This is a genomic window from Arcticibacterium sp., assembly GCF_055134445.1.
Map to the genome: position 1 here is coordinate 45215 of NZ_JBSRVI010000083.1, position 12321 is coordinate 57535.

The following is a 12321-nucleotide window of genomic DNA, read 5'->3' on the forward strand; positions in this document are numbered from 1 at the left end:
CGGTTTAACGAAGGTGTATTTTGTATTTACAATAGTTCCAAAGCCTTAATTCTGGTCTGCTTATCTGTTTCAATATAGTCTTCCAAAGTTGGAAGCTTCACAAAATCAACATTTTGCATACAGTTTTCAATCAAATCAGACATTTGGAGAAAACCAATCTTATCTTTTAGAAAAGCATCAACAGCAATTTCGTTGGCTGCGTTCACTATACAGGCCATATTGCCGCCTTTATTTAATGCCGAAAACGCAAATCCAAGATTCCTAAATGTTTCTAAGTCAGGTTTTTCAAAGGTAAGGTTGGGATAGTCTATAAAATTAAACCTTGGAAAATCAGATTTTAATCGCTGTGGAAAACCAATGGCATATTGAATAGGGAGTTTCATGTCTGGTAGGCCCAATTGGGCTTTCATACTTCCGTCTTCAAACTGCACCAAGGAGTGAATAATACTTTGCGGATGTACTATGACTTCTATCTGTTCAGGTTTTAAATCAAAAAGCCATTTGGCTTCAATAACTTCTAAACCCTTATTCATTAAGGAAGCCGAGTCAATCGTGATTTTGGCTCCCATTTCCCAGTTGGGGTGTTTGAGGGCTTGCTCTTTTGTAACAGTTTCTAAAAAAGCTCGGTCTTTTCCTCTAAAAGGTCCACCAGAAGCAGTTAGTACTATTTTTTCAATGGGGTTTAAGTTTTCTCCAACAAGGCATTGAAAAATGGCAGAATGCTCAGAGTCTACGGGCAATATCTCTACACGATTTTCAATAGCTAATTTGGTGATCAGCTCCCCAGCCACCACAAGGGTTTCTTTATTTGCAAGAGCAATATGCTTTTTAGCTTTTATGGCCCTTATCGTTGGAAGAAGTCCAGCATAACCCACTAAGGCAGTAAGTACCATATGTACTTCGTCAGACTCCACGACAGCTCCTAAGGCGTTGTCGCCCGCATATACTTTAATATCTAATGGGTCTAGGGCAGCAGATACTTTATCATAGAGCATTTCATTGCCAATAACTACCACATTGGGTTTGAATTTGACAGCTTGCTGAATGAGTAATTCGGCGTTATTTTGGGCGGTGAGTACTTCAACCTGAAATAGATCGGAGTGAGCTTCTATAACCTCAAGAGCCTGAGTGCCGATAGAACCCGTAGAACCAAGAATAGCAATATTTCTTTTTTGCATGCAAAAGGATTTGACCGCAAAGGTCTAAAAAAAATAGGGATTAAACGTAAGACTTGCTTTTTGAGTGTTTTTATCAGAAACTCCAAGTGTTCTTTTCTCTGTTATAGGGCTCTAAGGAGAATTTGAACCCACTTCTAAAGCCAAACTGATTTGATTGTGAGGTAACATAATAAGCACCGAGTCTAAATCTGGATCGGCCTAATTTAAAAACCCTGTTTAGGCCAGCATAGAATTCGCTATATTGGTAGTTTTGGTCTGGCACATATAGGAGTCCTGCACCCGCTAGCGTATTTATTCCAGATTTATTTAGCAAAGGGATTTTACTCATCAGAAAGCCATTGAATTGGTGTTCATAATGAGATTCAAAAAACCATTTAAATGTGGAGAAGGTATTCGGAATTAACTGATAGCTATACATACTCGGTGAAAACCAGATAGGATCTCCACCTCTTTGGTATTGATAGTCCATGGGAGCCACTTTGGTGGTGTCTAAAAACCTACCAATGCCTATTCGGTATTCTGACGTGCCTAAAATGCCAACATTGAAATATTGAGAAATATTAAATTCTATATTGGTAAAGGCTTGCTTTAGCTGGTTGTCGAGCTGAAAAGCCCTATTATATCTAAAGCTAAAGGTTGGAAACTTGGAGCCAAGAACTATTTTTTCGTTAGGTTCAGAGATGTAGAGCTGTTTTGGGGTGTAGTCTATTCTAATATTCGTTTTAAGTATTTTACTATTAGGGAACACCGCAGGAGTGTTATTATTAAAGAGTTCATCACCGAGCTTGGAAAACATAAAATCACCGAAGTCCTCCCTTTTATTAAATTCTAAATTTGTTTGGAGATAAAAGCCATTAAATAATTCGGTTCGGTGCCGAACGTTGAGACCCGTTTTGATGTAAAAATTGTTTCTTTTGATGATGTCAGAAATTGTGGCGTTTCCGTTTATAACATCAAAGCCTTGACCTACACTTATAAAAATGCTGGATTGTTTAACGGGATTATATAAGTAGTCCACAGAAATCTGACCTCTAAGATCTTGGTTCAGAAAACCATAATTAAGGTAAGGTGTTATGGTTAGCCTTTGTCTATTTTCAAACTTCTTATAAAAGTTTAGGTTATACTGTATCCTCCAGCCGCCTATGGCTAAGGGATTTATTAATGAAGGAATGGAACCGTATTCCCAATTGGTTTTTTTGGCTCTATTAATGTGTCCAAAACCATTCCAAGCAATCTTTAGAAAGGTAATTTTATTATATACGGCGTCAATTGAATCGAGATATTCTTTAGAGTTAAGTTTTATTTCGAGAGCCTCCTGCTTCCTAACTATTTCATGTTCCTTTTTGGAGAGGGGCTCAGGCCTTATACTGTCCCAGAATGTAGAATCTCTTTTATAAGCCAGTTCGGTAGTTTTGGCTATTTCTGGGCCAAAAAAGTTTTTGGAATAGGTACTGTCAAAAACAAAGTCTGACTGACTCACCAAGGTGTTTCCGGTCTTGATTTTCCCTGCTTCTTTAAGGTTCCACGTAAAACTTTGGTTACTTATTATCCATTTATCTTGAACTTTTTCATAGGTCTGTTTAAAAGAAAAGTCGTCATAGATAATGAGCGATTTTTTGGAAAGTTTTAAGTCGACACTTTTAAGGCACCATAAACGGTCGTAAACTTCTATTTCCCCTTCATATAGAGCATTACCGGTTTGTTTGGGTTTAATGGAGATTTTATAAACCAGTTGACCATTTTCGTAATACGAATCTACCATCCGATATTTGTAACTCGCAAAACCCAAGGGGCTAATAGGCGATACAAAGGCGTTTTCACTTAGTTTCTTAATTTGTTGTAGATTTTGATAGAGGTCAAACTCGCCATCCGACGTAGAAGTGAAAAATATGGTTTCCTGTTCGCCTATTTTTTTAACGGCAGTTCTTTCTTCTTTGAGTTTATTGGGTAAAGCCACAAACTTTTCAACATTCGCTTCAAAATAACTTTGTTTTGGGAGGCTATCTAGGCTAGAGAAAGGGTCGTCTTTATCTTTTCTTTGCTTTTGAGGATTTAGGTATTCTATATTTTCTAGAGCTTTAATGTAGGTCTTACATCTGTAGTTTTGGTATTGATTTAGAAAGCTATCTTTATGTTCAATAACTTTTCTGATAACCTCATAACTAAAGTCCTTCTTTTTTACGTTCACTACCACCTCAGAAAGCATGGCGGTATCTGGCTGTAAAAAGATGTTTTTAACTAGATCACCATCAACGACCAATTCCAAGAATTGGCTGGTGTAACCAATATAGGTGATACCAAGGCGGTTTAAGCCTTGCTCTAGATTAACTTCAAATTGACCTTCGTCGTTTGTTTGTGTTCCGGTTTGAGAATTATAAACACGGATATTGGCTCCTGGTAAGGGCAGGTTCTCTTCGGAATAAATGTAACCTCTAAGCTTAAAAAAGGTTTGAGCCCGCAGGCCAAATACAGTAAGGAATAATAGAAAGAATAAAAATGCCCTCATTTAAATGAGTTTATTGAACCACAAAATAAGGGCATTTTATCGTAACAAGTTCTTAAAAAGATTTAAAGGCTTATTCTTGAAGTTTATAAATCTTGCCATCGAAGGCACAGATGAAAAGTTCGTTATCCTTATCAACGCCAAAAGCGGAAATATTTTGATACTGGTCAATCAAAATTTCATTGCTGAAAGAACCATCGGCATTTTCTGATAATGCGTAAATTCTGCCAGAAACATAATCAGCAAAAATGTATTTACCCACTAAAGATGGAAGGAGTGTGCCTCTGTAAACAAAGCCTCCAGTGATAGATTTGTCACCCGTGCTTTGTGCTATTTCTAATACTGGAGCGATATAATCAGAAGAGTTGCTGCCCGATTTGTACGTGTGCAAGCCTTCCATTTCATTCCAACCATAGTTTCCGCCTTTTGTAATAATGTCTACCTCTTCGTAGGCGTTTTGTCCTACATCAGCACACCATAGTCGTCCATTTTTAGCATCAAAACTCATACGCCATGGATTTCTTAAGCCGTAAGCAAAAATCTCTTTTCTTTTGGTGGCACTATTTACAAATGGGTTGTCTAAGGGAATGCCATAGCTTTTTCCGTTTTCGGTTTTATCAACGTCAATTCTCAAAATAGAACCAAGTAGTGTTCCGGCATTTTGTCCATTCCCTTTTGGGTCGCCACCAGAACCACCATCACCTACTGAAATATATAAGAATCCATCAGGTCCAAAAGCGACTTGTCCGCCATTATGGTTTCCATAAGGTTGGTCATATTTAAGAATGACTAATTCGCTTTCAGGCTTGGCCTTGTTAGGATTAGATGGGTCTACAGAGAATCTAGAGATATAGGTCTCGCTGGTTCCTACGGTGTAATTGACATAGAAGAAGCCATTACTTTTATAATTTGGATGAAAGGCTAATCCTAATAAGCCTTCTTCGTTGTCATTGTCGTCAACTTTTGATTTGATATCAAGGAAAATAGATTTTTCACGAACCTTGGCGTTATTATCAAATACAGAAATGAGGCCTTCTTGTTCCACTACAAATATCCGATTGGTACCATCTTTAGGTGATTGAAAGTCAACGGGTCTTTGAAATTCAAGATTGCTAAAGGCTACGACCATTTTAAGCTCGTCATTCGATTCCGCATCAATGGTTTTTGGTTTGGAATCTGAACATGAAGGAGCAAAATATAGAAAGCAAGAGATTAAAACGAATATGGTTTTCATAGTATGGCTTATCTAATTGTATTTAATGTTTTAACTGAAATTTACGGTATCTATTTGAAAATCTGTTCCTTATTTATTTTGACGGTGTTAGTCTTTTCTTCATTCTGCTTAATATAAACGAAAGTAAACCGCTTTTGGCTTTTTATTAAATAAGTTATTTTTAGCTAGATGAACCTATAAGTTCAGAAGTTGTTGTGGTTATTATATTGCGGAATTGGAAGATAGAATGCAGTTTATAAGCCTTTTATTATTGTTAAGTATAAATAGGAGTTATTGAACAAACTGCACCAATTCAGAGATTTGTGCCAATTATTCAAGTACTTTGTAAAAAATTCGAGGATTATGATAACTGTAAGAGAAAGACCTGTGACACATTGGCTACCTATCACCATGAAAGAAGTGGAGATGCGAGGATGGGATGAAGTGGATGTGGTGCTGGTGTCTGGTGATGCCTATGTGGATCATCCATCTTTTGGTACAGCTGTTATTGGTCGTATTATAGAAAGTGAAGGTTTTAGGGTGGCTGTTATACCTCAACCTAACTGGCGAGACGACCTTCGTGATTTTAAGAAATTTGGTAAGCCAAAATACTTTTTTGGTGTAACCGCAGGCTGTATGGATTCCATGGTGAATCACTATACGGCCAATAAGCGTAGACGTTCTGATGACAGTTATACGCCAGGTGGAGAAGCTGGTTTCAGACCAGATTATGCCACTACGGTTTATACGAAAATATTGAAAGAGCTCTATCCAGACGTTCCTGTTTTAATAGGTGGGATAGAGGCTTCACTGCGTAGGGTTACCCATTATGACTATTGGGCCGATAGACTTTTTCCAAGTATTCTGGAGGACTCTGGTGCCGACATGTTAGTTTACGGCATGGGAGAGCAGCCCTTAAGAGAAATATTAAAGTTGGTGCAGAAGGGAGTGCCTCTTGGAAGCATTAAGGATGTCAATCAAATATCCTATTTGGAAAATACAGCCGAGGAGGTTAAATCTTATAAGGGTTGGAACACTGTTGAGCTTTCAAGCCACGAAGACTGCTTAAAGGATAAAATCAAGTATGCCTCTAATTTCAAATTAGTGGAGGTGGAATCTAACAAATGGCAGGCGAATAGATTAACCCAAAAAATTGGTGAAAAAACCTTGGTTATCAACCCACCGTTTGTAACCATGAATGAGCAGGAAATGGACCAGTCTTTTGATTTGCCATATACTCGATTACCTCATCCGAAATACAACAAAAGAGGACCAATTCCGGCATATGAAATGATCAAGTTTTCGATTAATATGCACCGAGGTTGTTTTGGTGGTTGTAGTTTTTGTACTATTTCTGCACATCAAGGCAAGTTTATTGCGTCCCGTTCTCAGGAGTCTATCATGAAGGAGGTTGACGAACTGGTGAAACACCCAGACTTTAAGGGATACATTTCTGATTTAGGAGGGCCTTCGGCTAATATGTACCGAATGAAAGGTAAGGATGAAGCCATTTGTGGAAGATGTCAAGCCCCTAGTTGTATTCACCCCGTGATTTGCTCTAACCTTGACACTTCGCATAATCCATTAACAGAAATCTATAGAAAAGTAGACGAACACCCAGATGTGAAAAAGGCCTTTGTGGGTTCTGGTATTCGTTACGATTTGTTGGTAGATAATTTTAATAAAAACAACCAAGACGGCAACCATGATGAATACATGGAGCAGCTGGTGACACGCCATGTGTCTGGCAGATTAAAGGTGGCTCCTGAGCATACCGCAGACAATACCCTGAAGGTAATGCGTAAGCCTTCTTTTAAATACTTCAGAATGTTTAAAGAGAAGTATGATGCCATTCAGGAAAAACATGGCTTGAAACAGCCGCTTATTCCATATTTCATTAGCTCTCATCCTGGCTGTGAAGAAACAGACATGGCAAACCTAGCCGCAGAAACCAAAGACATGGGTTTTAAGCTAGAACAAGTACAAGACTTTACACCTACGCCTATGACTGTGGCTACGGTTATTTACTATTCTGGGGTACATCCATATACCTTGCAGCCTATAAATACGGTAAAAACAAGAGAAGAAAAGCTTACTCAAAACAAGTATTTCTTCTGGTGGAAAAACGATATGAAAGGTTGGATAAAGAGTAGGTTGACCAAGTTGGGTAGGCCAGACTTAGCCAAACAATTGATAGAGCAACCTGTTAAAGCAGAGCATAAAGAGTTTTCAAAAACGAAATCTTCTAAGCTCAAAAAAGAGAAGGTTGTGACTCCGGAGGCATCTACACCAAAGAAAAAAAGGACTTTTAAAAAGAAGAAGAAAGGCTGGGCTTAAATATAGCACCGTTTACTTTTAGTCCGAGCGAAACAAGGTTCGTTATTTACAAAGGGTTTCTTTTGAAAATGTAGGACTGTTCTCGCTTTCACTCGAATGATATGCTCTTGTTTGAATTGACGACCTTTATGCTTGTATTAACAAGCTCTTCGTTACTATTCAAGCTCTCTGGTTGATTGTCTTTAATCTGCTCAAATCGCCAAATTGATACCGTAATCTTGGCAAAAATTGTCAGAAATTCGATTTAATCCCGAAAATTTAACAAAATGCAATGGATGGGCTCAATTCCCAAGCTGACCCAAACTTTCCAGCTATGTACAACGTTTACTATTTTTGACCAAAACATAATACATTGAAACAAATAGCTATACCAACACGTAAGCCAAGAATATTTTTAGGAGAAGACTTTGAGCTAAACGGCTGGGAGAGTCTAAAAGGCTTTTATGAAGACCTAGTGAGTAGAGAAATAAATTCTGGAAACGAGCTAGAACAATGGTTTAAAGATAGAGACGAATTGGAGTCATACTTGTCGGAGGACATGGCATGGCGTTATATCAAGATGACTTGCGACACCAAGAACGAAGAAGCTCAAAAAAAATACCAATATTTTGTTACAGAAGTTCAGCCCCACCTGGCTGTTTATGACGACAAGCTGAATAAAAAGGCCTTAGAAAGTCCTTTCTTAAAGGATTTAAAAGGCAGTGGTTATTCCATAGCTCTGAGAGGAATGAAAAAGTCCGTGGAGATATTTAGAGAATCAAATATCCCTTTAGTAACAGAAATTCAGACGAAGTCTACGGAATATCAGGCCACCACAGGTGCGATGACCGTTACTATTGACGATGAGGAAATGACGCTTCAAAAAGCGGGTTCATTAATGATGGGAACAGACCGAGCTAAAAGAGAAGAAGCGTGGTTAAAAATAAGCGAAAGAAGAGAAAAGGACCGAACTAAACTGGATAAGCTTTTTGATGATTTAAAAGGCTTAAGACAAAAAGTGGCTGAGAATGCCGACTTCAAAAACTACAGAGATTATGCCTTCGCTTCCTTAGGAAGGTTTGACTATACCCCTCAAGACTGTTTTGATTTTCATGAATCGGTAGCGGAAACGGTGGTGCCATTGCTAAATCTGGCAGAGAAAGAAAGGAAGGCTAAATTAGAATTGGAGGCTTACAGACCATGGGATAAAAAGGTAGATGTAGAAGGTAAAGAGGGTTTGAAACCATTTACAAATGGAGAGGATTTGTTGGACAAAACGGAGGCTTGCTTTGATAAAATTGATAAAACGCTAGGTGATTACATTCGCATTATGCGTAAAATGGGGCATTTTGACGTAGAGTCTCGGGTAGGAAAGGCCCCAGGAGGGTATAATTATCCTTTGATGGAAATTGGTGTTCCTTTTATTTTTATGAATGCCACAAGTACACTTAGAGATGTCGTGACCATGGTGCATGAGGGTGGGCACGCCATTCATTCTTTTGAGGTGAGAGACTTGCCTTTAAGTATGTTTAAGAACACAACCTCAGAAGTGGCAGAAGTAGCTTCTATGGCTATGGAGTTAATTTCAATGGAACATTGGGATACATTTTTTGAAACTCCAGAAGAGCTAAATAGGGCTAAGATTGAGCATTTGGAAGATATCTTAACCGTATTACCTTGGATAGCCACAGTAGATAAATTCCAACATTGGATTTATGAGAATCCAGATCATACTGTAGAAGAAAGACAAGCGGAGTGGATAAGGGTTTTTGAGGAGTTTTCTGATACGCAAACGGACTGGTCTGGACTTGAGAAATTTAAGGAAGCGAGCTGGCACAGGCAACTACATATTTTTGAACTGCCATTTTATTATATTGAATATGGAATGGCACAGTTAGGAGCTATTTCTGTTTGGAGAAATTATAAAAATGATCCCAAGAAGGGCTTGGAAGCTTATTTGAGAGGGTTGAAAATGGGTTATACGGGTACCATTGGCGAAATTTATGAAGCCATGGATATTAAGTTTGACTTTTCAAAATCCACTATTTCTGAGTTGATGGATTTTGTTAGAGCAGAATTGAGCAATTTAAAAGGTTTGAACTAGTTCTAATAATTCAGCTAAAATCATTTAGAAGCTTTGAACAAATTCGTAAGCATAAAATTCTGGATTGTCTTTTTAGTCAATCTTCTATTTATACCTACTATTTTGGTGGTATCGCTATTCTTTTACCAACAGTTCAAGGCTTCTATTGACGAGCGTGTTTTGTTACAGCTAACTTCTATAAAAGGTTTAAAGAGGGTTCAGATTGAAGACTTTTTAAAAAGAGAGTGGAAGGCTTTTAATGACACTGAGGCCCAAACCGAAATACTTTCTAATAGGCAGTTGAGGGAGATTTTTGGCGAATCTTTTAAAAATCAAAAGCTAAATGGTGTTTATGATCTGACAGGTGTGGCGAGCCAAGGTCAGTTGAGATTAATTTTTGTGAAGCAAGTAGAAGATGGAAACTATAGCGTTCGGTTTGAAGACGGAGAAGAAATAAAGAAAATATTGCTGGAAAGAACGGGTATGGGGAGGAGTGGGGAATCCTATTTAGTGGGCGAAGACTTTAGGTTACGTTCAAGGTCACGTTTTTTTCCAGACAAGCCACCGTATGATTTTGAGTGTAGAACACTGGGTGTTTTAGAGTCTTTTGAAGGTAAGCAGGGTAAGGGAATTTATAAGGATTACAGAGGAGTGGAGGTTTATGGAGCATTTCAATATCTGCATTTTAAAAATCTTAAATGGTCTATTTTGTCCGAAATAGATACCGATGAGGCATTGGAGCCGCTCATTTTACTGAAGCGAAACCTCATTTTTATTATTTTACTCTCCATCTTAATTACATTTATTTTGTCCCTGTTTTTAGCTGGGGCATTGACGCGTCCTCTCCTTAGAATGAAGTATTATTTGGACAGGATGTCTCAGGGCGACTATGATTTTGATGTCAATGGCAGACCCATTGGTCATGAAATGAGATTAATGTATGAGTCTTTGGCAGAGATGGTGGTTAAGTTTAAGTCTACCATAGATTTTTCAAAAGAAATAGGAGGAATGAACCTAGAAGCTGATTATCGGCTAATTGGTGAAAATGATACACTGGGAAAGTCTTTGCTTTCTATGCGGGAGCAGCTAAGAAAAATTAATGAATCGGAAGCAATAAGACAAAGAGAGCTTAGAATGGCGATCATTTCTGGTCAGGAAAAGGAGAGGCTAAGGCTTTCTAAAGAATTGCATGATGGTCTAGGTCCCATGCTTACTCATTTAAGACTTCTGATTCAAAGTCAAGATTTGGCAGCGGAGAAAAAGATAGAATTTAAAGAGATTATTGACGATACTGTGAGCGAAGTAAGAAGGATGACGTTTAACCTCATGCCGCAGTCGTTAATGGATTTTGGAGTGGCTAAATCTGTGCAAAATTTGGTGATGATGCTAAAGCCGTTGACGTCTTCAGGAATTGAATTTATTTATCACCGTGGAGAAAAGGACGGCAATTTTGGAGATGAGATAAACATTTGTTTGTTTAGGATAAGCCAAGAATGTCTTAACAATGGCATTAAGCATTCGCAGGCAGATAATATTGTTCTGGTATTAACAGATGAAGGAGACCGTGTCAATCTTTACTATTCTGACGATGGCAAAGGTTTTGACCCTAATACCGTTTCTGGTGGCTCTGGATTAAGTAATATGAAAGCTAGAGTAGATGTTTTAGGGGGTAGTTTTGTAATAAGCAGTGCCGATGAGGGCACTACCATTGAAGTAACTTTACCGTTTTAAGTATGATAAAAATAGCGATTGTAGATGATCATCATTTGTTTAGCAATGGACTCTCAGCCATGTTTTCTAAGAAGGAGAACATGGATGTGATTGGTATTTTTGGTGATGGTGAGGAATTTATAGCGTTTCTTAAAAATGGCGGCGAACTAGATGTGGTTTTGCTAGATATTACCATGCCTAAAATAGGAGGCTTAGAGGTGCTTGAGATTCTTAGAAAGATAAAGCCTAAAGTGAAATCAATTATGCTTTCTATGCATAACGATGGCAACTATATTGTACAGAGTGTTAGGAATGGAGCCATGGGCTATTTGCTTAAAAACACGGATGAAGAAGAATTGTCATTGGCCATTGAAACCGTGTATTTAGGTAAGAAATATTTCAATCAGGAAACCACCGAGCTATTACTAAACAATATGTCTATTGAAGGGGATGTGGTTAAGAAACTATCACCGCGAGAAAACGAAATTTTGGAATATATAGCCGAAGGTTTGACGACGAAGGAAATAGCAGAAAAGCTTTTTATAAGCACTAGAACGGTGGAAACGCACCGTGTGAATATGCTTAAAAAACTGAATGTTAAAAATTCTGCGGAGCTTATTAAAAGAGCATCTGAGCTGAAAATGATCTGACCATCCGTATTTATACGGATGGTAATCATAGCGATAAAAACTCTAAAAAATCACATGTATTCTTAGATTGTTAATACATAGTAGATTGCTGATTTTTGTAATGAAGATAAGTTTTCAACAACAAAATAGAGCAACTATGAAAAGCATTTCAATATTGATCCTAATACTTTCATCTAGTGTGGCTTTTGCACAACATCCTTTGTATAAAAAAGGGCCGAAAGCAAAGAATTATATGGTGGCGAAAAGTGAGAAACTAGAACCAAGTCAAGTAAGTCTGTATGCCCAACCTTCAGATAAATATGAAGCAGGTGCTAATGCCAAAAATAGAACGTTAAGCTCAGAGAACGACGAGAAAATTACCGGTTATGTACAAACCGGAATAAAGAGAGGTACAGGTGCTAACGCTAAAAACCGATACGTTAGGGCAGAAAATCAGGGTGGAGATGAAATAAGAAGCAACCAAATGGAAGAGCAGAAAGAAAATGCTAGTTCTGAATTTTTGCAACGAAAATAATAAAAGCAAGAGGTTCTCGTGGTGGGCTAGCTTTATGGTCCACGACGAGTTCTTTATTTTTTAGAATTTTAATTAACCAGAAGAGAAAACATCAACAGATAGATAGGGGTTATGGATCCCCTTTACCCATTTTACGAAAGTGAGGTGGGTTTTT

At 38.0% G+C, this 12321-nt stretch carries 8 protein-coding genes; 5 read left to right on the forward strand and 3 right to left on the reverse strand.

The features are described 5' to 3' along the window. Positions 1-26 precede the first annotated feature (26 nt). From ACTBZY_RS10695 to ACTBZY_RS10705, 3 genes are all read right to left on the reverse strand, one after another. Positions 27-1178, reverse strand: coding sequence for a 1-deoxy-D-xylulose-5-phosphate reductoisomerase (locus ACTBZY_RS10695; RefSeq protein WP_463046329.1), 1152 nt, complete (start codon positions 1176-1178; stop codon positions 27-29). A gap of 73 nt (positions 1179-1251) precedes the next feature. After that, positions 1252-3684 carry a DUF5686 and carboxypeptidase regulatory-like domain-containing protein gene (locus ACTBZY_RS10700; RefSeq protein WP_463046330.1) on the reverse strand — a complete coding sequence of 811 codons (2433 nt, stop codon included), beginning with the start codon at positions 3682-3684 and terminating at the stop codon, positions 1252-1254. 70 nt (positions 3685-3754) lie between these two features. Next, positions 3755-4915: a PQQ-dependent sugar dehydrogenase gene (locus tag ACTBZY_RS10705; protein ID WP_463046331.1), complete on the reverse strand. Its 1161-nt coding sequence runs from the start codon at positions 4913-4915 to the stop codon at positions 3755-3757. A gap of 342 nt (positions 4916-5257) precedes the next feature. Here ACTBZY_RS10705 and ACTBZY_RS10710 point away from each other — a divergent pair, with 342 nt between their 5' ends. From ACTBZY_RS10710 to ACTBZY_RS10730, 5 genes are all read left to right on the forward strand, one after another. Next, complete coding sequence (locus ACTBZY_RS10710) at positions 5258-7231, forward strand: YgiQ family radical SAM protein (protein WP_463046332.1); 1974 nt, start codon at positions 5258-5260, stop codon at positions 7229-7231. Positions 7232-7583: 352 nt separating this feature from the next. Continuing rightward, the gene (locus ACTBZY_RS10715) at positions 7584-9314 is read left to right on the forward strand and encodes a M3 family oligoendopeptidase (protein WP_463046333.1); all 1731 of its coding nucleotides are present in this window, start codon (positions 7584-7586) and stop codon (positions 9312-9314) included. A 33-nt stretch (positions 9315-9347) separates the two neighbouring features. Then, positions 9348-11024: an ATP-binding protein gene (locus tag ACTBZY_RS10720; RefSeq protein ID WP_463046334.1), complete on the forward strand. Its 1677-nt coding sequence runs from the start codon at positions 9348-9350 to the stop codon at positions 11022-11024. 2 nt (positions 11025-11026) lie between these two features. Continuing rightward, positions 11027-11653 carry a response regulator gene (locus ACTBZY_RS10725; RefSeq protein WP_463046335.1) on the forward strand — a complete coding sequence of 209 codons (627 nt, stop codon included), beginning with the start codon at positions 11027-11029 and terminating at the stop codon, positions 11651-11653. A 136-nt stretch (positions 11654-11789) separates the two neighbouring features. Continuing rightward, complete coding sequence (locus tag ACTBZY_RS10730) at positions 11790-12167, forward strand: hypothetical protein (RefSeq protein WP_463046336.1); 378 nt, start codon at positions 11790-11792, stop codon at positions 12165-12167. Positions 12168-12321: the final 154 nt, after the last annotated feature.

What these genes read in the sequence shown, in the direction of transcription:
- ACTBZY_RS10695 (WP_463046329.1), bottom strand. Translation starts at nt 1,178, where the DNA reads ATGCAAAAAAGAAATATTGCTATTCTTGGTTCTACGGGTTCTATCGGC.
- ACTBZY_RS10700 (WP_463046330.1), bottom strand. Translation starts at nt 3,684, where the DNA reads ATGAGGGCATTTTTATTCTTTCTATTATTCCTTACTGTATTTGGCCTG.
- ACTBZY_RS10705 (WP_463046331.1), bottom strand. Translation starts at nt 4,915, where the DNA reads ATGAAAACCATATTCGTTTTAATCTCTTGCTTTCTATATTTTGCTCCT.
- ACTBZY_RS10710 (WP_463046332.1), top strand. Translation starts at nt 5,258, where the DNA reads ATGATAACTGTAAGAGAAAGACCTGTGACACATTGGCTACCTATCACC.
- ACTBZY_RS10725 (WP_463046335.1), top strand. Translation starts at nt 11,027, where the DNA reads ATGATAAAAATAGCGATTGTAGATGATCATCATTTGTTTAGCAATGGA.
- ACTBZY_RS10730 (WP_463046336.1), top strand. Translation starts at nt 11,790, where the DNA reads ATGAAAAGCATTTCAATATTGATCCTAATACTTTCATCTAGTGTGGCT.